Annotated in this window: 20 protein-coding genes and 1 pseudogene; 10 read left to right on the top strand and 11 right to left on the bottom strand. The window is 71.5% G+C overall.

What is annotated here, in order from left to right; translation table 11 throughout:
- Positions 1–2: 2 nt before the first annotated feature.
- The 7 genes from FCN18_RS03490 to FCN18_RS03460 form a co-directional block, all read right to left on the bottom strand.
- Positions 3–695, bottom strand: a complete 693-nt coding sequence (locus FCN18_RS03490; RefSeq protein ID WP_112266433.1) for a response regulator transcription factor — start codon at positions 693–695, stop codon at positions 3–5.
- On the bottom strand, positions 692–1903 hold the full coding sequence (locus FCN18_RS03485; RefSeq protein ID WP_228713607.1) for a sensor histidine kinase: 1212 nt from the start codon (positions 1901–1903) through the stop codon (positions 692–694). The genes FCN18_RS03490 and FCN18_RS03485 overlap by 4 nt, the downstream gene beginning before the upstream one ends.
- 380 nt (positions 1904–2283) lie before the next feature.
- The gene (locus FCN18_RS03480) at positions 2284–3033 is read right to left on the bottom strand and encodes a phosphoglyceromutase (protein WP_112266431.1); all 750 of its coding nucleotides are present in this window, start codon (positions 3031–3033) and stop codon (positions 2284–2286) included.
- Between the two features lie 747 nt (positions 3034–3780).
- On the bottom strand, positions 3781–4293 hold the full coding sequence (locus FCN18_RS03475) for a type III secretion system chaperone family protein (RefSeq protein ID WP_137093202.1): 513 nt from the start codon (positions 4291–4293) through the stop codon (positions 3781–3783).
- Positions 4290–5585, bottom strand: coding sequence for a D-inositol-3-phosphate glycosyltransferase (gene mshA, locus FCN18_RS03470; protein WP_112266427.1), 1296 nt, complete (start codon positions 5583–5585; stop codon positions 4290–4292). The genes FCN18_RS03475 and mshA overlap by 4 nt, the downstream gene beginning before the upstream one ends.
- Before the next feature lie 4 nt (positions 5586–5589).
- The gene (locus tag FCN18_RS03465) at positions 5590–6432 is read right to left on the bottom strand and encodes an alpha/beta fold hydrolase (protein WP_112266425.1); all 843 of its coding nucleotides are present in this window, start codon (positions 6430–6432) and stop codon (positions 5590–5592) included.
- 95 nt (positions 6433–6527) lie between these two features.
- The gene (locus FCN18_RS03460) at positions 6528–7685 is read right to left on the bottom strand and encodes a L,D-transpeptidase (RefSeq protein WP_137093200.1); all 1158 of its coding nucleotides are present in this window, start codon (positions 7683–7685) and stop codon (positions 6528–6530) included.
- A gap of 74 nt (positions 7686–7759) precedes the next feature.
- Between FCN18_RS03460 and FCN18_RS03455 the strand changes: the two genes are divergently transcribed.
- Positions 7760–8491: an SDR family oxidoreductase gene (locus tag FCN18_RS03455; protein WP_137093197.1), complete on the top strand. Its 732-nt coding sequence runs from the start codon at positions 7760–7762 to the stop codon at positions 8489–8491.
- A gap of 12 nt (positions 8492–8503) precedes the next feature.
- Here FCN18_RS03455 and FCN18_RS03450 read toward each other — a convergent pair whose 3' ends face one another.
- Entirely contained in the window at positions 8504–9553 is a 1050-nt protein-coding gene (locus FCN18_RS03450) for a UDP-N-acetylmuramate dehydrogenase (protein ID WP_170200498.1), read from the bottom strand.
- 25 nt (positions 9554–9578) lie between these two features.
- Between FCN18_RS03450 and FCN18_RS03445 the strand changes: the two genes are divergently transcribed.
- From FCN18_RS03445 to purU, 7 genes and pseudogenes are all read left to right on the top strand, one after another.
- Positions 9579–10082: a DUF2505 domain-containing protein gene (locus FCN18_RS03445; protein WP_113641978.1), complete on the top strand. Its 504-nt coding sequence runs from the start codon at positions 9579–9581 to the stop codon at positions 10080–10082.
- Positions 10061–10885 (top strand): class I SAM-dependent methyltransferase, encoded by an 825-nt coding sequence (locus tag FCN18_RS03440; RefSeq protein ID WP_137093195.1) that lies wholly within the window; start codon positions 10061–10063, stop codon positions 10883–10885. Before FCN18_RS03445 ends, FCN18_RS03440 begins: the two co-directional genes overlap by 22 nt.
- A 189-nt stretch (positions 10886–11074) precedes the next feature.
- Positions 11075–11806 carry a GNAT family N-acetyltransferase gene (locus FCN18_RS03435; protein WP_137093193.1) on the top strand — a complete coding sequence of 244 codons (732 nt, stop codon included), beginning with the start codon at positions 11075–11077 and terminating at the stop codon, positions 11804–11806.
- Positions 11807–11874: 68 nt separating this feature from the next.
- Positions 11875–12558 carry a lysophospholipid acyltransferase family protein gene (locus FCN18_RS03430; RefSeq protein ID WP_206077800.1) on the top strand — a complete coding sequence of 228 codons (684 nt, stop codon included), beginning with the start codon at positions 11875–11877 and terminating at the stop codon, positions 12556–12558.
- Positions 12551–13336 (top strand): DedA family protein, encoded by a 786-nt coding sequence (locus FCN18_RS03425; protein WP_137093191.1) that lies wholly within the window; start codon positions 12551–12553, stop codon positions 13334–13336. Before FCN18_RS03430 ends, FCN18_RS03425 begins: the two co-directional genes overlap by 8 nt.
- Positions 13233–13877: pseudogene (locus tag FCN18_RS03420) on the top strand (maleylpyruvate isomerase family mycothiol-dependent enzyme); the annotation flags it as partial. The gene FCN18_RS03425 and the pseudogene FCN18_RS03420, both read left to right, overlap by 104 nt.
- Positions 13878–13923: 46 nt before the next feature.
- A complete protein-coding gene (gene purU / locus FCN18_RS03415; RefSeq protein WP_170200509.1) occupies positions 13924–14763 on the top strand; it encodes a formyltetrahydrofolate deformylase in 840 nt (279 codons plus the stop codon).
- On the opposite strand, the gene FCN18_RS03410 is transcribed toward purU, so the two are convergent.
- The 3 genes from FCN18_RS03410 to FCN18_RS03400 are packed head-to-tail and all read right to left on the bottom strand — an operon-like array spanning position 14716 to position 17656.
- Positions 14716–15552, bottom strand: coding sequence for an ABC transporter ATP-binding protein (locus FCN18_RS03410; protein ID WP_112266412.1), 837 nt, complete (start codon positions 15550–15552; stop codon positions 14716–14718). The genes purU and FCN18_RS03410 overlap by 48 nt on opposite strands.
- On the bottom strand, positions 15549–16604 hold the full coding sequence (locus tag FCN18_RS03405) for a FecCD family ABC transporter permease (RefSeq protein ID WP_228713605.1): 1056 nt from the start codon (positions 16602–16604) through the stop codon (positions 15549–15551). The genes FCN18_RS03410 and FCN18_RS03405 overlap by 4 nt, the downstream gene beginning before the upstream one ends.
- Positions 16601–17656: a FecCD family ABC transporter permease gene (locus FCN18_RS03400; RefSeq protein WP_137093187.1), complete on the bottom strand. Its 1056-nt coding sequence runs from the start codon at positions 17654–17656 to the stop codon at positions 16601–16603. Before FCN18_RS03400 ends, FCN18_RS03405 begins: the two co-directional genes overlap by 4 nt.
- 120 nt (positions 17657–17776) lie before the next feature.
- On the opposite strand from FCN18_RS03400, the gene FCN18_RS03395 reads away from it, so the two are divergent.
- Together FCN18_RS03395 and FCN18_RS03390 are read left to right on the top strand one after the other, a co-directional pair.
- Complete coding sequence (locus FCN18_RS03395) at positions 17777–19453, top strand: ABC transporter ATP-binding protein (protein WP_137093185.1); 1677 nt, start codon at positions 17777–17779, stop codon at positions 19451–19453.
- Positions 19450–21201 carry an ABC transporter ATP-binding protein gene (locus tag FCN18_RS03390; protein WP_137093183.1) on the top strand — a complete coding sequence of 584 codons (1752 nt, stop codon included), beginning with the start codon at positions 19450–19452 and terminating at the stop codon, positions 21199–21201. Before FCN18_RS03395 ends, FCN18_RS03390 begins: the two co-directional genes overlap by 4 nt.
- Positions 21202–21582 lie beyond the last annotated feature (381 nt).

Genomic DNA, 21582 nt, shown 5'->3' with positions numbered 1-21582 from the left:
GGTCACGTCTCGAACTTGTAGCCGAGCCCGCGCACGGTGACGAGGTGCCGGGGAGAGCCCGGATCGGGCTCGATCTTGGACCGCAGCCGCTTGACGTGAACGTCGAGCGTCTTGGTGTCACCGACGTAGTCGGCGCCCCACACGCGATCGATGAGCTGCCCTCGCGTGAGTACCCGGCCGACGTTGCGGAGCAGGTACTCGAGCAGGTCGAACTCCTTGAGCGGCAGCGAGACCTCCTCGCCGTCCACGGTCACGACGTGCCGCTCGACATCCATCCGCACCGGGCCGGCCGCGAGCACCAGCGGTGCCAGCTCGCCTTCGGTGCCGCCGGTCTCGCCGCCGCGCCTCAGCACGGCCCGGACCCTGGCGATCAGCTCGCGCGCCGAGTACGGCTTCGTCACGTAGTCGTCGGCGCCCAGCTCGAGGCCGACCACCTTGTCGATCTCGCTGTCGCGCGCGGTCACCATGATCACCGGCACGGCCGAGCGCTGGCGCAGCTGCTTGCACACGTCGGTGCCGCTCATCCCGGGCAGCATGAGGTCGAGCAGCACGATGTCGGCACCGTTGCGGTCGAACTCGTCGAGCGCCTGCTGGCCGTTGGTGGCCACGGCGGCGGTGAAGCCCTCCTTCCTCAGCAGGAAGGCGAGCGGGTCGGCGAACGACTCCTCGTCCTCGACGATCAGCACCCTCGTCACGGCGTGGTTCCTCCCTGTTCGGCGCTTTCCGGTCCGGTCGCCACCAGAGGCCCGGGTTCGCGTTCCTGCCTGGGGGCAGGCGCGGACGCGTTCTCGGCGCTGGCGTGCGCGGGTATGCGCAGCGTGAAGGTGGAGCCGACCCCCTGGCTGCTCCACAGGCGCACCTCGCCGCCGTGGTTGGCGGCGACGTGCTTGACGATCGCGAGACCGAGGCCGGTGCCGCCGGTGGCCCGCGAGCGCGCCTTGTCGGCGCGGTAGAACCGCTCGAAGACGCGCTGCTGCTCCTCCTCGGCGATGCCGATGCCACGGTCGGTGACGGCGATCTCGATGAAGGAGTCGACGAGCCGCCTGCTGATCGAGACGGGGCTGCCCTGCGGCGAGTAGGCGACGGCGTTCTCCAGCAGGTTCGACAGCGCGGTGACCAGCAGAGTGCGGTCACCCTCGACGAGCAGCCCGCTGGGGCCGTCGGTGGTAACGGTGATCTCGGCCGACTCGGCGGCCAGCTTGGTGCGGCCGAGCGCCTCACGCACGACGGCGTCGACCTCCACGACGTTCAGTTCGGGCAGCCGCTCGGCGCCCTGCAGCCGCGACAGCGCGATCAGCTCGGTGACGAGCTTGCCGAGCCGGGTGGACTCGCGCAGGATCTTCTCCCCGAAGCGGCGCACCTCGTCGGTGTCGTCCACGGCGTCGAGCACGGCTTCGGCCAGCAGCGCGATGGCCCCGACCGGGGTCTTGAGCTCGTGACTGACGTTCGCGACGAAGTCGCGCCGGGTGGCCTCCAGCCGCACGGCCTCGGAGTGGTCGACGGCCTCGACCACCGTGAACCCGTCGTCCAGCGGCCGGACCTCGGCGACCACGGCCTCGGGCTGGCGCCCGCGCACCGCGAGCGGCGAGAGATCGATCTCCAGCGGGTCGCCGGTCTCGATCACCTGCTCGGCGGCTTTGCGGGCGCGGGCGTCGGCCTGGTTGAGCCGGATGAGGCCGAGGGCCTCGGCGCGCTTGTTGTGCAGCACCAGGTCGCCGAAGCGGTTGAGGATCAGGACGCCGTTGTTCGAGGAGCGGACGAACCGTTCGAGCAACTCAGCCGCGGTCGGGCCGGTCGGCCTCCGCTCGGAGCCGCCGGAGCGGGTCCGGCCGAAAAGGAAACCGACGACAAGGCCGACCACCAGCGCGGCGGTGGCCAGCGCAAACCATGCAGGCGCCGTCACGGTGGCATCGTAAGCACCCGAGTGGGTAGTCGGCCTAGTGTTGGCTGCCTTCTCGTGACGGCCGTGACACCTGCGGGGCACTTGTTCGCCCCCACGTCAGCCGTGGTTCACCTGGCGGTCGCACTCCGTCGATCTCGGCGCCAAATTCGGATCATTCGATCGAGTTCAACGTCAACAGCTCGTGTTCGGAGAGTCATAACGCCCCGGCGGCCACGTCCCGCTCCAGGTGCGCCGGGCCGCAGAGTGACCGAGCTGATGGCGGCCCTGAGAGGCGACCCCCGATGCAGTGAAGGCCACCTTCACTGCGTTGAACGCAGGCATGGTGGCCTTCACTGCGTTGGGCGCAGGCATGGTGGCCTTCACTGCGGTTGGGGCGTGGGTCAGCGGCCCTGGTTGGCGACCGCGGCGGCGGCCTCCTTGGCGGCCTCGGGGTCGAGGTAGGTGCCGCCGGGGTTGGTCGGCTTGAGGTCGGCGTCGAGGTCGTAGCGCAGCGGGATGCCGGTGGGGATGTTGAGGCCGGCGATGTCGCTGTCGGAGATGCCGTCGAGGTGCTTCACCAGCGCACGCAGCGAGTTGCCGTGCGCGGCGACCAGCACGTTCTTGCCTGCGCGCAGGTCGGGCACGATCGCGGAGTCCCAGTAGGGCAGCATCCGCGCGACCACATCCTTGAGGCACTCGGTCAGCGGCATCTCACCGCCGAGGCCCGCGTAGCGCGCGTCGCCGTCCTGGCTGTACTCGCTGCCGGGCTCGATCGGCGGGGGCGGGGTGTCGTAGGAGCGGCGCCAGAGCATGAACTGCTCCTCGCCGTACTCGTCGAGGGTCTGCTTCTTGTTCTTGCCCTGCAGCGCGCCGTAGTGCCGCTCGTTGAGCCGCCAGTCGCGCTTCACCTCGATCCAGTGCCGGTCGGCCACGTCGAGCGCGATGTTGGCGGTCGAGATGGCCCTCCGCAGCAGGGACGTGTGGACGACGTCGGGCAGCAGACCCGTCTCCGCGAGCAGCTCACCGCCGCGGCGAGCCTCGCCCTCGCCCAGCTCGGACAGCGGCACGTCGACCCAGCCCGTGAACAGGTTTTCCGCGTTCCACGTGCTCTGCCCGTGTCGCAGCAGCACCAGTGTCCCAAGTTCGGCCATGATGCCAAGCCTGCCAGAATGCCGACCGCGCCAGACGGCCTGGCCAGCGCTCTACCGAGAGTGGCACGGGTGAGGGCGGGCTGTTCACTCGTTCGCTAGGCGGATCGCCAACAAGATTTCGGCTGAGTTAACAGTGTCGCGTTGCGTTAACGATACGTCGAAAATTCACCCGATCGGGGTAACCAGTAGTCTTGTGATTACAGTCCCGAGTCTGACAAGTTGACTACCAACCCGCGCGGCCGGAATCCACGCACTCCCCGGCCGTACGCGGGCACAGACGCAGCTCGTCTCCCCCCTGCCGAGCTGCGCCCGCCGGCCCCGTTGGCATCCCCCTCGCCACCGGGTCCACGCGGCGGGAACGTCAGCGGGGCGGCTCGAGTTCGCGACTCCCCCCTCCCTCGAGCCGCTCCGCGACGGGGAGCCCTGCTCGCCGCTTCGCGGCTTCGCTTCTCGCTTCGCCGTTGTACCCGGGGGCCGAGCCCCCCGGACCCCCCACGGTGCGAGCTCCTCACCTTTGGCGCGCGCTGGGCACGGCTTGCTTGGACCAGCAGCGGTTCGTCGATGAGGGAGCCTGGTCCGCGCGCTGGGCACGGCTTGCTTGGACCAGCAGCGGTCCGTCGATGAGGGAGCCTGGTCCGCGCGCTGGGCACGGCTTGCTTGGACCAGCGGCGGTCCCGGTGAGGGAGCCTGGCGCGCGCTGGGCACGGCTGGACCGGCAGCGGTCCGTCGGTGAGGGAGCAGCGGCCGTCAGTCTGTTAGCGAGCCGGGGTGGTGCGGGGTTTCCGGTTCGATGAGGTGTTTGAAGGCCTGGAGGTTGGCCAGCGACTCTCCTCGGGAGACTCGCCAGTCCCACTCGCGCCGGATCGAGCTTGCGAAGCCCATCTCCAGGAGGGTGTTGAAGTCGCCGTCCGCGGCCTCGAGGATCTGGCCCAGCAGCTTGTCCAGCTCGGTTTCGGTGACCGTGTCCAGGCCGAACCTGCCCACCAGGTAGATGTCGCCGACGGCGTCGATCGTGTAATGGACGCCGTAAAGCTTGGCGTTGCGGCGCAGCAGGAAGCGGTAGACCTCCTCGTGCGCCTCGTCGGGCCGCCTGCACACGAACGCCTCGATGGCGAACGAGTGCTCGCGTGCGACGAGCCAGCAGTTGGTCTGCAGCTTCTTCGTGCCGGGCAGGGTGACGAAGTAGACGCCGTCGCCCCTGCGGTCGTAGGTGAGCTCAGCGTTGTCGAGCGTGGCCTTGATGGTGTCGTCCACGGTCATACGGCCACTCCGAGCGCGGCCTGCTGGAAGGCGCTCGTCGCCTCGGCGTAGGCGTCGAGCAGCGCGTCGGTCGAGCGCTGCCAGGCGAACCGGCTCGCGTGGCTCAGCGCGCCCCTCGACAGCTCCGCGTGCCTGCGTGGGTCCAATGCGACCTCCTGCAGCGCGCCGGCCCAGTCCTGCGCCCGGTGCGAGGGCACCAGCAGCCCGGACACGCCGTGGCTCACGGCCACCGGCAACCCGCCCACCTCGGCGGCCACCACCGGTGTTCCGCACGCCTGCGCCTCCAGCGCGACGAGCCCGAACGACTCGTTGTAGCTCGGCACCGCCACCACGTCGGCGGCCCGGTAGACGTCCACGAGCGCGTCACCAGCCTGTGGCGGCAGGAAGCGGGTCAGGTCGGCGATGCCGAGGGTGTCCGCCAGCTCCTTGAGCGCCTGCGGCTGCTCCAGCCCCGTGCCCGAAGGGCCTCCCGCGACCAGCACGACGAGCCGGTCGCGCAGGGCGGGGTCGCGGTCCAGCAGTTCCGCGGCGGCACGTAGCAGCACGTCCGGCGCCTTCAGCGGCTGGATGCGGCCTGCGAAGGCCAGCACCACGGCATCGCGGGGCAGACCGAGCGCGTCGCGGGCCCGCGCTCGCGAGCCCGGCCGGAACCGCTCCAGGTCCACGCCCGGCGAGACGGTGCTCACCGTTCCCGGATCGGCGTCGTAGAGCTCGATGAGCTGGCTGGCCTCGACATCGGTGTTGACCACGAGCCGGTCGGCCTCGGCCACCACCTGCTCCTCGCCGATCACCCGCGTGCGCGGCTCCGGCGAGTCACCGTCGGCGAGCGCCGCGTTCTTGACCTTCGCCCACGTGTGGGCGGTGTGCACGAGCGGCACGCCCCAGCGGTCCCGCGCGAGCCAGCCGACCTGTCCGGACAGCCAGTAATGCGAGTGGATCAGGTCGTAGTAGCCGGGCTCGTGGAAGGCCTCGGTGCGCAGCACGCCCGACGTGAACGCGCACAGCTGCGCGGGCAGCTCACCGCGTTCGAGCGGCTCGAACGGCCCCGCCGGGATGTGCCGCACGAGCACGCCGGGAGCCAGTTCGGCGATCGGTGGCTGGTCGGAGGAGGTGGCGCGGGTGAAGACCTCGACGCTCACCCCTCTGCGGGCCATCTCCACGGCCGTCTGCGTGATGTAGACGTTCATCCCACCCGCGTCGCCGGTTCCCGGCTGCTCCAACGGCGAGGTGTGCACGGACAGCACCGCGACCCGGCGCGGCAGCGATGCCGTCCGGTACCAGGAGATCGTCACCGAATCACCTTTCTGTCCGGGCGTCGGCGGACGCCCGCTGCTCGGCGAAGGAGAGCAGGCTCGTGTTGAACTCCTCCGCGGCCTCGACGAACGGTAAATGGCCTACACCATGAAAAGAACGCGAATCGGCCCCCGGTATCTTCCCCGCCGCGTACTCACCGGCGCGCGGGTCCACCACGGCGTCGTCGGTGCCGTGCACCACCAGCGTCGGGACGTCGACCGACTCCAGCACGTCCGCGCTGTCGACGTCGCGCCGGAACAGCGCGCCGCGCACGGCGGGCGGCACGGCGAGTGCCGTGCCGAGCAGTGCCTGGGCCAGCGGACCCGGCACCTCCCTCGCGGCCATGCCCTCGCTGAAGGCGGTCAGCGCGGGTAGCGCGACGGCGAGGTCGTCGGACAGTGCGGCCGGCAGCGCGGCCCGCATGGCGGGCCCGACGAGGCCGCCGGGGTGGTTCCTGCCGATCTCGGTGATCGCGCCGACGAGCACGATGCCCGACAGGCCGCGAGTGCCGTGGACGCGCAGATAGTCGGTGATCACCAGCCCGCCGTAGGACCAGCCGACCACCACAGCGGGCTCGCCCGCGAAACGCAGCACCGAAGCGAGGTCGCCCGCCCACGTCGCCGGGTCGTCGAAGCCGCCGTGCGGCACGTCCGACGAGCCGTGTCCGCGCAGGTCCATGGCGACGAGCCGGAAGCGTCTGCGCAGCTCGGGGTCGGCGAACTGCAGGTCCCACGCACTGGCCGACTGCGCCCAGCCGTGCACGAACAGGATGGCGGGCGCGCTCTCGTTGCCCTCGACACGCACGCCGATGCGGACGCCACCGGCGCCGACGACCTCGGTTCTCATGCGTACTTGTCTACATGGGTGGCCCCAGCGCTGGTCTGGCAACCCACTGCCGTCGCGAGCGGGCGCAGCAGGCACCGGGGCTGCCAGGCCAGCCCTCAGAGGGCCGACATGGACTTCCAGGTCTCCCAGTCGAGCAGCCAGTCCATCACGTCCGACGTGGTGGGGAAGTTCGCCTTCGAGCCGGTGACCTCCACCGGGTCGCCGATCAGGGCCGAGTCGAAGTAGGCCTTGGCGTCGGCCTCCAGCAGGTTGATGCAGCCGTGCGAGGTGTTGGCCCTGCCGATGTTGGCGCGGTTCTCCTCGTTCTCGTGGATGTACTCGCCGTGGTTGGAGATCCGGCAGCACCACTTCTTCTCGAGGTCGGCGTAGCCGTAGCGCTCGTTGTCGAAGATCGACGTCGGCTCCCTGGTCATGACGATCACGGTGCCGTTGGGGGTGTTGAGGTTCGGGTCGGCGTCCCTGCCGTTGCTGCACGGGTAGTTGGCGACCTCGTTGCCGTCGCGGTAGACGCGCATGCGGTGCTCGGGGGTGTGGACCTTCACCACCTGGTTGCGGCCGATGGTGAACGTGGTGGTGACGTCGGCCTTGCCGTAGGCGCCGTTGCCGTAGTGCACGCCGTAGAGCTTCGCGCTGACGTTGACCTGAGTGTTGGCAGGCCAGTACTCCCTCGGCCGCCAGTCCACCTGTCGGTCGGACAGCCACGCCCACGCGCCCTCGACGTCGGTGGACGTCTCCACCGTGAGCGCGCGCTGCGCGGCGGCGCGGTCGGTGATGGCCTCGGCGAACTTGACGCTGATCGGCATGGCGACGCCGACCTCGGCGTGGTCGACGGGGTTCAGCGTGGCCCGCACCTCCTTGGCGGGGGTGACGGTGGCGAAGCTGCCGGTGAGCTCGGCGGTCTTGTTGTCGCTGCCCCTGGCCTTGGCCGAGTAGGTGTAGGTCTTGCCGTAGCCGAGCGGCTCCGCGCTCGTCCACGTGGTCTTCTCGGGGTTCAGCTCGCCCTTCACCTCGGCGCCTTCGGCGTTGGTGAGCTTCACCTCCGTGAACGTGCCCTCCTTCACGGTGACCGTGACCGGTTTCACGACGGAAACGTCCTTGGCGTCGACGGCCGGATCGGCGGTCAGCCGAGCCTTGGGCGGCACGTGCGCCTGGTTGACCTCAGCCGTCCCGCCTGTCTGCCCCGAGCAGGCCGCGAGCAGTCCGGCCGAGCCCGCTGCCATCGCGGCTCTGAAGACCGTGCGCCGTTCGATCACCTGTCATCCTCCTGTTGCACCCGCTGGAGAAACCGCGCGTGAGCTGTCCAACGTTACCTGGCAGCATGCACCCCATGAGCACGCGAACCGCTGTCATCACCGGAGCCAGCGCCGGCATTGGCGCGGCGACCGCAAGGGCACTGGCCAAGGCCGGTTTCCACGTCGTACTTGGCGCGCGGCGGCTCGACCGGCTGCGGTCGCTGGCCGCGGAACTCTCCGGGACCGCACATCAACTGGACGTCACAGACGCGGAGTCCGTTGCCTCGTTCGTCGCCCAGATCCCAGAGTGCCACGTGCTCGTCAACAACGCCGGTGGCGCGCGTGGGCTCGAACGCGTCGAAGCCGCCGACGAGGAGCACTGGCGCTGGATGTGGGAGACCAACGTGCTCGGCACTCTGCGCCTGACGAAGGCGCTGCTGCCGAAACTGGTGGCCTCCGGCGACGGGCACGTGCTCACGGTGACCTCGGTCGCCGGGCACGAGGTCTACGACGGCGGCGCTGGCTACACCTCGGCCAAGCACGCGCAGTCGGCGCTGCACCGGACGCTGCGCTCCGAGCACTTCGGCGAGCCGGTCCGGATCACCGAGATCGTGCCCGGCATGGTGGAAACGGACTTCTCGCTCAACCGCTTCGACGGCGACGCCGAGCGGGCCGGGAAGGTCTACCAGGGTCTGCAGCCGCTGACCGCGGAGGACGTGGCCGACGTGATCGCCTTCGCCGCGACCCGGCCCTCGCACGTCAACCTCGACCAGATCGTCATCAAGCCGAGGGCCCAGCTCGACGGCTCCCGCTTCCACCGCACCTGAGCCGCTCCGGGCTCAGAGCGTGCAGTTGATCAGCAGGGGTTCCGGGTGCAGGGTCACGCCGAAGCGGTCACGCACTCCGTCGCGGACCTCGCGTGCCAGTGTGAGCAGGTCGCCGGTGCTCGCGGTGCCCCTGTTGGTGAGCGCGAGCGTGTGCTTCGTCGACAGCGACACCCTGCCGCCGGGGCCCTGGTGCCCCTTGCCGAAGCCGGCCCGCTCGATGAGCCACGCCGCCGACAGCTTCACCCCACCCTGCGCGGGGTACTGCGGCACGGCGGTGTCGGCGCCGACGACCTCGGCGATCCGCGCGAGCACCGCGGAGACGTCGGCGTCGGGGACGATCGGGTTGGTGAAGAACGAGCCCGCGCTCCACGTGTCGTGGTCGGCGGCGTCGAGCACCATGCCCTTGCCCCTGCGCAGCGCGAGTACGGCGTCGCGGGCCGATTCGACGGGCACGCGCGCGCCGATGTCGACGCCGAGCGTGCGGGCCAGCTCGGCGTAGCGAACCGGGGCCGAGAGGCCGTCGGCACGCAGGGCGAACCGGACGCCGAGGACGATCCCGGCATCGGTGCCCTTGAGCACGCTGGTGCGGTAGGCGAAGCCCAGCTCGGCGGCCGGGATGGTGCTGACCTCGCCGGTGCGCCGGTCGTAGAAGTCGATCGAGTGCAGCACCTCGCTGATCTCGCAGCCGTAGGCGCCGACGTTCTGGATCGGCGTCGCCCCCGCCGAGCCGGGGATGCCGGAGAGGCACTCCAGCCCACCTATGCCGTCGGCGACCGTGGCCGCGACGTAGTCGTCCCAGTTCTGCCCCGCTGCCACGCGCTCGCCGTCCCAGCCGGTGGTGGCGATGCGCACCACGGTGCCGTCGAAGCCCTCGTCGGCGATCACCAGGTTCGACCCGCCGCCGAGCAGCAGCAGCGGCTCACCGGCGGCGTCCAGTTCGCGCACTGTGGACACGAGCTCGTCGTCGGTGGTCGCGACCACGAACCGCCGCGCTGGGCCACCGAGCCGCAGCGTCGTGTACCCGCGCAAAGCCTCCTGGGTGACCGTTTCAGCAGCACTCACAACCCGCAACGGTACTGTCCCTGCCATGGCCTCCCGTATCGAGCACCGCGCGACGTTCCCGCACGGCGTCGCCGACGTGCTTGCCGCTCAGTCCGGTGAGGACGCTCTGCGCGCCCGCCTCGCGGAGATCGGCGGCAAGAACGCCACGCTGAAGGATCACACCGTGACCGGCGACGGTGTCCGGTACACCCTGCTGCAGGGCGTCCCCGCCGAGAAGCTGCCGCAGGCCGTGCGCACGATCCACAAGGGCGACCTCGTCGTGCAGCGCGAGCACACGTGGTCGGGCTCGGGCGAGCACTACACCGGCACGATCAAGGCCCACGTCAGCGGGATCCCCGGGGAGATCACCGCGCGCACCGAGCTGACCGCCGACGGCGATGGCGGCAGCGCGCAGCGCACCACCGGCGAGGTCAAGGTCCGCATCCCCTTCGTCGGGGGCAAGCTCGAGGGCTTCATCGCCGAGCAGGTGACGAGCCTGCTCGACAGTGAGGCCAAGTTCACGGCGAAGTGGCTCGCGCGCGAACGCTGATCGGCGCACCGACGCGCGGCACCACCAACCCCAACCGACTTCGCAGGATCGACCGCTGGCTCACCGCCGACGCGGGAGTCGCGCGGGCGCTGGCGGGTGCTGCCGCGCCGTTGGTGGTCGATCTCGGTTACGGAGCCTCGCCGGTGACCACGGTGGAGCTCGCCAAGCGGCTCGGCGCCGCGTTCCCCGGCGTGCGGGTGCTGGGGCTGGAGCTGGATCCCGAACGCGTCGCCGCCGCCGTGCACGCGGCCGATCCGCCCCGGCTGGACTTCCGCCGGGGTGGTTTCGAGCTGGCCGGCACGCGGCCGGTGCTCGTCCGCGCGTTCAACGTGCTGCGCCAGTACGCCGAGCACGATGTGGCGCCGTCGTGGGAGGCCATGCTCACCGGCATCGCCCCCGGCGGGCTGCTCGTGGAGGGCACGTGCGACGAGGTGGGCAGGTTGTGCTCCTGGGTCAGCGTCTCGCACGAGGGGCCGCGCTCGCTGACGTTGTCCTGCAAGGTGGACACGCTCGACCGACCGTCCACTGTGGCCGAGCGGCTCCCGAAGGCGCTCATCCACCGGAACGTGCCCGGTGAGCGCGTGCACGACTTCCTGTCCACACTGGACGCCTGCTGGGACACCGCGGCACCCTTCGGCGCGTTCGGCGCGCGGGCGCGCTGGACCGAGTCGGTGCGGCTGCTGCGGGAACGCGGCTGGCCCGTGCTCGGCCGCCGGGACCGCTGGCGGCTCGGCGAGCTGACCGTGCCCTGGTCTTCCGTCGCACCGGGCGGCCACACGGAAGTAGGTAGGGCCAGCAGGTAGGGGCTGCCCTGAGTTGTCCCTGAGATTGCTCTCAGGCTCTGTTCACCCGCGATCACGGGTGCCAGTCTCGATCACCTGGAGGGGGTCGCCGAGCGGCCACTCGGCGACCCCCGAAGACATGAGCACCCCGTGCGGCTGAGCGCTGTCCACGCGCCGAACGGGGTCCCTTCGCGACGAACGGAGACACCCATGCCCTCGCTCTCCACGGTACCGAGAACGGCCTACGCGGCCTCGATCGCGCACACGCCGGAGCAGATCCGTGCCGCGCAGCGCCTGCGCACCACCGTGTTCGGCGGTGAGCTGGGAGCGACGCTGCCGTGCGGGCTCGACACCGACTCCTTCGACGACGTCTGCGACCACCTGATCGTCGAGCACGAGCCGACCGGCGAGGTCGTGGGCACCTACCGGCTGCTGCCGCCCGGACGCACCGACCGGCTCTACTCGGCCGGCGAGTTCGACGTCGGGAACCTCGACCCGCTGCGTGGCTCGCTGGTCGAGGCGGGGCGCTCGTGCGTGCACCCCGACCACCGCGGCGGAGCAGTGATCAACCTGATGTGGTCGGCGCTCGCGCGGTACACGCTGCTGTCGGGGCACCGTTACCTCGCGGGCTGCGCGTCGGTGCCGCTCGCCGACGGCGGCCGCGCCGCGTCGGCGACCTGGCGAATCGCCGAGGAAAGGCACGCCGCGCCCGCCGAGTACCGCGTGCAGCCGCACCGGCCGTGGACGCCCGCCGAAGGCGTCGACCGGCCGACCTACGCCCTGCTGCCGCCACTGCTGCGCGGCTACCTGCGGCTCGGGGCGTGGGTGTGCGGGCCGCCCGCCCACGACCCGGAGTTCGGGGTCGCCGACTTCTTCGTGCTGCTGCCGCTGGACCGGGTGGACGAGCGCTACCTGCGTTACTTCCTGGGAGACGGCCGGTGAACCCGTGGCGCGCGAATTCACCATGCTCTCCACACTGCGTCACCCACCAACGTCCGCCGGTGACCACGATGGAAGCCGTGGGCAGGAGTGTGGCGCTGGCGGCCTCGCTGGCGAGGGGCGGGGAACTCCGCGGACGGGCCAGAGCGGTGCTGAACGCGCTCGACGTCACGCTCGACGCCGACGAAGGGCCGCTGCACGTTCCCGGCCCCGTCGGCACGCTGATCGTCGCCAACCACGTGTCGTGGCTCGACATCGTGGGCCTGCTGGCCGTCGAGCCCGCCGCCTTTCTCGCCAAGCGCGAGGTGGCGGACTGGCCGTTGGTCGGCGGGCTGGCCCGTCGCCTGGACACGCTGTTCGTGGATCGCTGGGCCCTGCGCGGCTTGCCGGAGAGCGTCGACGCCGTGGCGGCGCGGCTGCGGGAGGGCCGCTCGGTGGCGGTGTTCCCCGAGGCCACCACGTACTGCTCCGAGCCGGGCGGGCCGTTCCGGCGTGCGGTGTTCCAGGCCGCACTCGACGCGGGCGCGCCCGTGCGGCCGGTGACGCTGACCTACCTCCAGGGTGGGGAGCCCAGCACGGTCGCGGCGTTCGTTGGCGACGACACGCTCGCCCGCTCCATCGGCCGGGTCGTGAAGGCGAGCGAGTTGACCCTGCGGGTGCGGGCACATCCCGCGCTGGCTCCTGAGGGCGACCGGCGGGAACTCGCGGCGCGGGCGCGGCGGGCGGTGCTCGCCGCGGAGCCCGCCCATGTTTGAGCTGCTCGACCGCCTCACGGCGATGCTGCAGGCGCAGCTCGACTCGCCGTGGCTCTGGCTGATCATCTTCGTGGTGGCCGGGCTGGACGCGCTCCTGCCGTTCATGCCGAGCGAGACCACGGTGATGACGGTCGCGGTGCTGCTGGGCCCCGACCTTCCCGGGCTTGCCGTGCTCACCGTGGTCGCCGCGACGGGAGCGTGGGCGGGCGACCTGCTCGGCCACGGCATCGCCCGGCGCGCGGGACCGGGGACGCTGCGCCGGCTGCAACGCAACGAGCAGGGGCGACGGCGCTACGAGTGGGCGAAGGAGAAGGTGCACCGCCACGGCACGGTACTCATCGTCGCGGGGCGCTACCTGCCGGGCGGCCGGGTCGCCTCCGCGCTGGCCACGGGCAGCCTGCGCTACCCGCTCGGCCGCTTCGCGGTGCTCGACGCCATCGGCGTCACGGTGTGGGCGGTCTACAGCGTGCTGGTCGGCTACCTCGGCTCCGCGCGGTTCGCGGACGAGCCGGTGAAGGGCCTGCTGTTCGCCTTCGGCATCGGACTGCTCGCGGTCGGGTGCGTCGAGCTCGGGCGACGGCTAGTCTCTCGCCGTGGAGTACGCGGAGTACCTCGCGGCGATCGAGACCCACAGCGACGGCCTGCGGGCCGCCGCGGTCGAGGCCGGACCGGAAGCCCCGGTGCCGTCCTGTCCGAAGTGGACGGTGAGGCGGCTGGTGCGACACATCGCCAGGGTGCATTCCTGGGTGGTCGCCGCGATGGCGGATCCGAGCGGTGAGCACGTCCGCGCCGGGACCCCGCCCGACGGGTGGGAGCCGCTGCTGGACTGGTGGGACGAGCGGCGAGCCGAGCTGAGGGCCGCGTTCGACACGCCCGCGGACACCCCCGCGTGGCAGCCGTTCCCCTCCTACGACCCGGTGGTGGCGTCGTGGGCACGGCGGCAGGCCCACGAGGCCGCGATGCACCGCGTGGACGCCGAGCTGGCACTCGGCAGGCAGACGGTGCCGTTCCCGCCCGGGTTCGCCGCCGACGGCGTTGACGAGCTGCTGACCATGCTCGTGTACCGACGGGCAGACTGGAGCGAGTTCACCGCCAAGGGCTCGGTGCTGGTGCACGCCGAGGACGCGGGCAGGCTGTGGTCGGTCCGGCTGGCGCCCGGCGAGGCGCCGCAGTACAGCGCTGGTGCCGAGCAGCCGTTCGAGCCCGCCCTGACGGTCGAGGGCACCGCCGACGAGGTGTACCGGGCACTGTGGCGCAGGCCGAGTGCGGCGAAGGTCACCGGCGAGACCGCTCTACTGGAGCCGCTCACGCCGCCGTGAGGGCGAGGGGCGACAATGGGAAGCCGTGCCTGACTCCCGCCAGTATGTGATCACCTTCGGCTGCCCCGACCGCACGGGGATCGTCGCCCGCATCTCGTCGTTCCTCGCCGAGGCAGGCGGTTGGATCGTCGAGGCCGCCTACCACACCGACCCGGACACGGGCTGGTTCTTCACCCGCCAGGTCGTGCGGGCCGACTCGCTGCCGTTCGACGTCGACGAGCTGCGCGCCCGGTTCGCCGGCGTCGCGCGCTCGCTGGGAGCGGAGTCCGACTGGCGCGTGGACGACACCGGGGAGCGCCGCCGGATCGTGGTGCTGGTGTCGAAGGAGGGGCACTGCCTCTACGACCTGCTCGGCCGCGTCGCCTCCGGCGAGCTGGACGTGGACGTGCGCGCGGTGATCGGCAACCACGAGGTGCTCGCCGACATCACCAGGGCACACGGCATCCCGTTCCACCACGTGTCGTTCGCCGAGGACAAGGCGTCGGCCTTCGCGGAGGTGGCCAAGCTCGTCGACGAGCACGACCCGCACGCGGTGGTGCTCGCGCGGTTCATGCAGATCCTGCCGCCGGAGCTGTGCGAGGCGTGGGCGGGCAGGGCGATCAACATCCACCACAGCTTCCTGCCCTCGTTCATCGGCGCGCGCCCGTACCACCAGGCATACCAGCGGGGCGTGAAGCTGGTGGGCGCGACGTGCCACTACGTGACCGCGGACCTGGACGCTGGGCCGATCATCGAGCAGGACGTGATCCGCGTCGACCACGGCGACTCCGTGGCCGACATGGTGCGCAAGGGCCGCGACATCGAGAAGGTGACCCTCGCGCGCGGCCTGCGCTGGCACCTAGAGGGTCGCGTGCTCGTGCACGGCAACCGGACCGTGGTCCTCTGACCGCTTCTTCCGCGCGTTGGGCACGATCAGCGGGGTACCGGTCTCCGGGTCGTCGATGACGCGGCAGGGCAGGCCGAAGACGTCCTCCACCAGCTCGGCGGTGATGATCTCCGAGGGGTTGCCCTGCGCGGCGATCTCGCCGCCTGGCCGCATGACGATCAGGTGCGTGCCGTAGCGGCACGCCTGGTTGAGGTCGTGCAGCACGGCGACGAGCGTGTGCCGCTTGTCCTCGTGCAGGTCGGCGCATAGGTCGAGCACCTCGACCTGGTGGGCGATGTCGAGGAACGTCGTCGGCTCGTCGAGCAGCAGGATCGAGGTCTGCTGCGCGAGCACCATGGCCAGCCACACGCGCTGCCGCTGACCGCCCGACAGCTCGTCGACGAGCCTGCCGGACAGCTCGAGCACGCCCGTCAGCTTCATCGACTCGGTGACCACGGCCTCGTCCTCGGACGACCACTGTTTCAACAGCTTCTGGTGCGGATAGCGCCCGCGGGCCACGAGGTCGCCGACCGTGATGCCACTCGGCGCGATCGACGTCTGCGGCAGCAACCCGAGGCGCCGCGCGACCTCGCGAGAGCGGTAGGAGGAGATGAGCTTGCCGTCGAGATGCACACCGCCGGTCTTGGGCTTGAGCATCCTGGCGAGCGCCTTGAGCAGGGTCGACTTGCCACACGCGTTGGGGCCGATGATGACCGTGAACGAGCCGTCGGGGATCTCGACCGACAGGTCGGTCGCCACGACGGCCTGCTCGTAAGCGAGCGTCAGGTCTTCGGCGTACAACCGGGTCATGCGTACCTAGCCTTCCCGCGCCATTCCGACGCCAACAACCAGATCAAGTACAGCCCGCCGAGACAACCGGTCGCCGTGCCGACCGGGAGCTGCGCTGTGGGAAACACCCGTTGGATGAGCAGGTCGCCCGCTGCCAGCAGCAGCGCGCCCATGAGCGCCGAGGAGACCAGCCCCGGTGACGACGAGCGCGTGAGCCTGCGGGCGAGCTGCGGTGCCGCGAGCGCGACGAACGCGATGGGCCCGGCCGCCGCCGTCGCGAACGCGGCGAGCAGCACGCTCGTCACGATCAGGACGGCCCGGCTGCGCTGCACACCGACGCCGAGCGCCTTCGCCGAGTCGTCCCCGAGCTCCATCATCGCGAGCGCCCGCGAGTAGTACAGCGCGAGCGGCAGCAGCACGGCGAGCGCGAGCGCCGCGGCGGTGACGTGTTCCCACCCGCGCCCGTTGACACTGCCGAGCAGCCACGCCTGCGCCGAGAGCGCGTCGTAGAGGTTCGCGCGCGTGATGAGGTAGGAGTTCACCGCCAGCGCGAGCGCGTTGAGGCCGATTCCGATGAGGACGAACCGGAACCCCTGCACGCCACGGGTGAACGAGAACAGGTAGATCAGCAGCGCGGTGATCACGGCGCCGAGCAGTGCGCCGATCGCGACCTGGTACATGCTGCCGCCGACGACGATGATCACGACCAGCGCGCCGGTGGCGGCACCGTTGTTGAAACCGATGATGTCGGGGCTGCCGAGCGAGTTGCGGGTGAGCCCCTGCAGGATCGCCCCGCTCGCCGCGAGGGCCGCGCCGACGAGCAGCGCGGTCAGCAGCCTCGGCATGCGCAGGGTGTTCACGATGAAGTCGGCCGCGCCCTCGCCGGTGCCCGTGACGGCGCCGAGCACCTCGCCGACCGAAAGCGGGTACTCGCCGGTCGTCAGCGTCGCCGTCATCACGGCGAGCAGGGCGAGCACCGTCACGACGCAGACGGTGAAGGTCCTGGCATCCACGCGCACCGACAGCGTCTCGCGCCGGGTCCGCACGACGCGGCCGGTGATCACGGGGCTCACAGGCTCGCCAGCTTTCGTTTGCGGCACAGGGCGACGAACACGGGCACGCCGATCGCGGCGGTCACGATGCCCACCTGCACCTCCGAGGGCGGCGCGACGACGCGGCCGACGATGTCGGAGCCGACGAGCAGGATCGGCGCCAGCACCAGCGAGTAGGGCAGCACCCAGCGCTGGTCGGGTCCGGCGATCAGGCGGGCCATGTGCGGCACGGCGAGTCCGACGAACGCGATCGGGCCCACCGCCGCGGTCGCGGCCCCGCAGAGCAAGGTGATCGCGACGGCTCCCAGCACGCGGATGCGGTCGGGGTGCGCGCCGAGCGCGCGGCCCAGCTCCTCCCCCATCGCGAGCGCGTTCAGCGGCCGGATCAGCAACAGCGCCACGATCACGCCGACGACGATGAACGGCAGCACGGGCACGAGCACGTCGTAGTAGCGGCCCGCCAGCGAGCCCACCTGCCAGTAGCGGTACTCGTCGAACGCCTCGGGGTCCATGAGCAGCACCGCGCTGTTGAAGGCGTAGAGCACCGCCGTCACCGCGGCGCCCGCGAGCACGAGCCGCTCGGGCGAGGCGCTGCCGCGGCCGGACGAGCCGATCACGTACACCACGAGCGAGGCGATGGCCGCGCCCGCGAAGGCGAACCAGACGTAGCCGAGCACCGAGGCGATGCCCAGGAAGCCGAGCGAGATCACGACCCCGGTCGAGGCGCCCATCGTGACACCGAGCAGGCCGGGGTCGGCGAGCGGATTGCGGGTGAGCGCCTGCATGAGCGCACCGGCGAGACCGAGTGCGGCACCCACGAGCAGGCCGAGCAGCGTTCTCGGGATCCGGTACTCGTGGATGATCACGGCGTCGTTGGAGCCGTCGTTGTTCCAGAGCACGTCCCACGTCGCCGTGAACGGGATGCTCTTGGAGCCGAGCCAGATGCTGAGCAGCCCGAGGACGACCAGCGCGACGAGCGCGATCAGCAGGCCCGCGCCCTTGAGCGCGTTCGGTGCACGCCGAGGAGCCACCACGTCAGGTGACTGTGGCCGTGACGGCGTGACAACGGACATAAGGTGAGGCTAACCGAACGAGTGAGGGTGGTCCATCGTGACGAAGTTCGCGCGCACCGGCCTGGACCGAGCGTGAACTTAAGCTAGCCTAACCTCCGCAGCCGACGCGGAGGTGGTCCAGTGTTGCCAACCGGCAGGAGCATCCTGCGGGACGCGGTGTCCGGGCAACGGCGCCTGCTCGCCCGCGCCGCCTTCCTTGGCTCGGTGCACCAGGGCGGTGAGGCGCTCGTGCCCGTGATCGTCGGCCTCGTGATCGACCAGGCCGTCTCCACGGGATCGGTCGGCGCGCTCCTGCGCTGGATCGTGGTGCTCGCCGTGGTGTTCGGCGCGCTGTCGATGAGCTACCGGTTCGCCGCGAGGGCAGCCGAACGGGCGTCGGAACAGGCCGCGCACGGCCTGCGCATGCGGCTCGCGCAGCGGGTGCTGGATCCGCGCGGCGGCGCCGAGGCCGGCAGGCTCCCCGGCGCGCTCGTCAACATCGCGACCGGCGACGCCAAACGCGTCGGTGTCGTCAACACGGTGCTGCCGTTCGCCGTCGCCGGGTTCGTCGGCCTGCTCGTGAGCGCCGTGTCGCTGCTGCGGATCTCGGTGCCGCTCGGACTGCTGGTCCTGCTCGGCACGCCGCCGCTGCTGTGGCTCACCCACCTCGTCGGCAAGCCACTGGAGCGGCGCAGCAGCGTCGAGCAGGAACGCGCCGCGCACGCCTCCGGCGTCGCCGCCGACCTGGTCTCCGGCCTGCGGGTGCTCAAGGGCATCGGCGCAGAGGCCGCCGCCGTGGCCCGCTACCGGCGCACGAGCCAGGACTCTCTCGCCGCGACCCTGCGCGCCGCGAGGGCCCACGCAGGCCACGACGGCGCGATCCTCGCGCTCACCGGCATCTTCATCGCCGTGGTCGCCCTCGTCGGCGCGCACCTCGCCGCGAACGGCTCGATCACGGTCGGCGAGCTCGTCGCCGCCGTGGGCCTCGCGCAGTTCCTGCTCGGCCCGTTCCAGATCTTCGCGTGGGTGAACGGCCAGCTCGCGCAGGGCAGGGCGTCGGCGGAGCGCGTCGCGTCGGTGCTCGCCGCCCCGCCCGCGGTGACCTCCGGCTCCGGCGCGCCCTCCGGCAACTGCCCGGGCCGGCTGAGCCTGCGCGGTGTGACCCACGGCAGCCTCGACTCGCTGGACCTCGACGTCGAGCCGGGCGAGTTGCTCGGCGTCGTGGCGCCCGATCCCGCGGCCGCCTCGCACCTGCTCGACTGCCTCGGCCGCGAGGCCGACCCGGCGGCGGGCACGGTGGAGCTGGACGGCGTGGCCTACACCGAGCTCGACCCGCACGAGCTGCGTGGCGCCGTGCTGGTCGCGGCCCACGACGCGGACCTGTTCGACGGCAGCCTGCTCGACAACGTCGTGACCGCCGGCCGCGACGTCGATCGCGCGCTCACGGCGTCCGCGGCCGACGAGGTCGCGCGCACCCTGCCCGAGGGTGTGCACACGCTCGTCGCCGAGCGCGGGCGGTCGCTGTCCGGTGGACAGCGGCAGCGCGTCGCGCTCGCGAGGGCGCTCGCCGCCGACCCGCCCGTGCTCGTGGTGCACGACCCGACGACCGCGGTCGACGCGGTGACCGAGGCCCGCATCGCCGGTGAGCTGCGGGAGATCCGGCAGGGGCGCACCACGGTGCTGGTGACAACGAGCCCGGCGCTGCTCGCCGTGACGGACCGCGTCGTCGTGCTCGACGGTGGCGCGGTTGGCGCGCAGGGCACGCACGCCGAACTCGTCCACGCCAACCCCGGCTACCGATCGGCGGTGCTGTCATGAGCGATCGCGAGCTGCTGCCGACCGCGACGGGCAGGCGCACGGCCGCCGCCGTCGGCGAGCTACTTCGGCCCCGGCGCCTGCTGGCCTTCTCCGCGTTCGGCGTGCTGACCGCGGCGACGGGCGTCGGGCTGCTTACGGCCCCGCTGCTCGGCCACATCGTCGACCTGGTGGACGAGGGCAGCACGGACTTCACGGTGCCCGTCGTCCTGCTGGTGGTCGTCGCGCTGGCCAGGGGCGCTGGCAACGCGTGGGGGCTCGCGCTGGTCTCGCGGCTCGGCGAGAGCATGCTCGCGAGCCTGCGGGAACGTTTCATCGAGCGGGCGCTGAGCCAGCCGCTGGAACGCGTCGAGCTGGCCGGGTCGGGCGATCTGACCTCGCGGGTCACCAACGACGTCGCCGTGATCGCCAAGTCGGTGCGCGAGGCCCTGCCCGAGCTGGGTCGTTCCGCGCTGACGATCGTGCTCACGCTCGGCGGGCTCGCACTGCTGGACTGGCGGTTCCTGCTCGCCGCGCTGCTCGCGGCGCCGATCCAGCTCTACACGGTGCGCTGGTACGTGCGGCGCGCGATTCCGCTGTACGCCCACCAGCGCGTGCGGGACGGGGCCCAGCAACAGCAGCTGCTCGACACGGTCGGCGGCGCGCGCACGGTTCGGGCGTTCCGGCTCACCGACGAGCACGTCGAGCGCGTGCGCGGCCGGTCCCAGACGGTCGTGGACGTGACGATGCGCGCGGTCCGGTTGATGACCCGGTTCTTCTCGCGGCTCAACCTCGCCGAGTTCGTCGGCCTCTCGGCCATCCTCGTGGCCGGTTTCGTGCTGGTGGGCAACGGCACCGCCACGATCGGCACGGCGACGGCGGCCGCGCTGTACTTCCACAGCCTCTTCAACCCCATCAACGCGGCGCTGGCGCTCGTGGACGACGCCCAGTCGGCGGCGGCGAGCCTCGCCCGCCTGGTCGGCGTCGCGGACCTGCCGACCGAACGGGAGCCCGAGCAGGCGGGCGTGCCGGTGGACGCGTCGGTGAAGGCCGCCGCGGTGAGCCACGCCTACGTCACGGGCCACGACGTACTGCGCGACGTGGACCTCGACATCGCCCCCGAGGAGCGGGTCGCCCTCGTGGGTGCGAGCGGGGCCGGGAAGACGACGCTCGCGAAGCTGATCGCCGGCATCCACCGGCCGACATCGGGCTCGCTCGCACTGGGCGGTGTCGCTCTCGACGACCTCGGCCACGCGGGCACGCGCCGCACGGTGGCGCTCATCAGCCAGGAGGTGCACGTCTTCGCGGGCACGCTCGCCGAGGACCTGCGCCTCGCCAAGCCCGACGCGACGGATGAGGAGCTGCGGGCGGCGCTGGCGAAGGTCGGCGCTCTGCCCTGGGTCGACGCACTCCCGGATGGACTGTCCACAATGGTGGGTGAGGGCGCGCACCGGCTGACGGTCACCCAGTCGCAGCAGCTGGCTCTGGTGCGCCTGGTGCTGGCAGACCCGCCGATCGCCATCCTCGACGAGGCGACCGCGGAGGCGGGTAGCGCGGGCGCGAAGGTGTTGGAGAAGGCGGCGGCGAAGGCACTGGAGGGCCGCACGGGCCTCGTGGTCGCCCACCGCCTGACGCAGGCCGCGGCGGCGGACCGGATCGTGGTGCTCGACGCCGGCAAGGTGGTGGAAACCGGCACGCACGACGACCTGGTGGCGGCGAACGGCCGCTACGCGGCCCTGTGGGCCGCCTGGTCCGACCAGCGAACCCGCTGACGCGCGAGTCCCCCGCTCCCGACCGCGAGTCCCCCGCTCAGGACGCCGAGTTCTGCGCTCCCGACGCCGAGTTCTGCGCTCAGGACCGCGAGTGGCGCGTTCCCGACCAGCCGGTCAAAGGCGCGACACGGCGGAGTTCAGCAGCTCCATCACGAGGTCGACATCGTCCAGCGTGACGTCTCTACCGCCTGCTCCGCGAATCCGCTGCAACGACTCCTGTTCGGTGTTCGGTCAATACCGAACACCGAACACCCCTCGATAACCGGTTGCTCCACCCCACGTCCGGCCCGCATCATCGGCCGCATGACCACCACCGGACATCGCCCGCTGCCCTCCACCGCCGCCACCTGTGCGACGGCGAAGCAGCAGGCCGTCAACCGG

The sequence above is a fragment of the Prauserella endophytica genome, from assembly GCF_005146945.1.
GTDB classification, from domain to species: domain Bacteria; phylum Actinomycetota; class Actinomycetes; order Mycobacteriales; family Pseudonocardiaceae; genus Prauserella_A; species Prauserella_A endophytica.
Note: the sequence above shows the minus strand (reverse complement) of the source record. Positions and strands in the feature narration are given on the sequence as shown.

Excerpts from the sequence above, each read along its gene's own strand:
- FCN18_RS03480 (WP_112266431.1), bottom strand. The coding sequence starts at position 3,033 with ATGGCCGAACTTGGGACACTGGTGCTGCTGCGACACGGGCAGAGCACG.
- FCN18_RS03475 (WP_137093202.1), bottom strand. The coding sequence starts at position 4,293 with ATGACCGTGGACGACACCATCAAGGCCACGCTCGACAACGCTGAGCTC.
- FCN18_RS03465 (WP_112266425.1), bottom strand. The coding sequence starts at position 6,432 with ATGAGAACCGAGGTCGTCGGCGCCGGTGGCGTCCGCATCGGCGTGCGT.
- FCN18_RS03455 (WP_137093197.1), top strand. The coding sequence starts at position 7,760 with ATGAGCACGCGAACCGCTGTCATCACCGGAGCCAGCGCCGGCATTGGC.
- FCN18_RS03445 (WP_113641978.1), top strand. The coding sequence starts at position 9,579 with ATGGCCTCCCGTATCGAGCACCGCGCGACGTTCCCGCACGGCGTCGCC.
- FCN18_RS03435 (WP_137093193.1), top strand. The coding sequence starts at position 11,075 with ATGCCCTCGCTCTCCACGGTACCGAGAACGGCCTACGCGGCCTCGATC.
- FCN18_RS03430 (WP_206077800.1), top strand. The coding sequence starts at position 11,875 with ATGGAAGCCGTGGGCAGGAGTGTGGCGCTGGCGGCCTCGCTGGCGAGG.
- FCN18_RS03425 (WP_137093191.1), top strand. The coding sequence starts at position 12,551 with ATGTTTGAGCTGCTCGACCGCCTCACGGCGATGCTGCAGGCGCAGCTC.
- FCN18_RS03410 (WP_112266412.1), bottom strand. The coding sequence starts at position 15,552 with ATGACCCGGTTGTACGCCGAAGACCTGACGCTCGCTTACGAGCAGGCC.
- FCN18_RS03400 (WP_137093187.1), bottom strand. The coding sequence starts at position 17,656 with ATGTCCGTTGTCACGCCGTCACGGCCACAGTCACCTGACGTGGTGGCT.
- FCN18_RS03390 (WP_137093183.1), top strand. The coding sequence starts at position 19,450 with ATGAGCGATCGCGAGCTGCTGCCGACCGCGACGGGCAGGCGCACGGCC.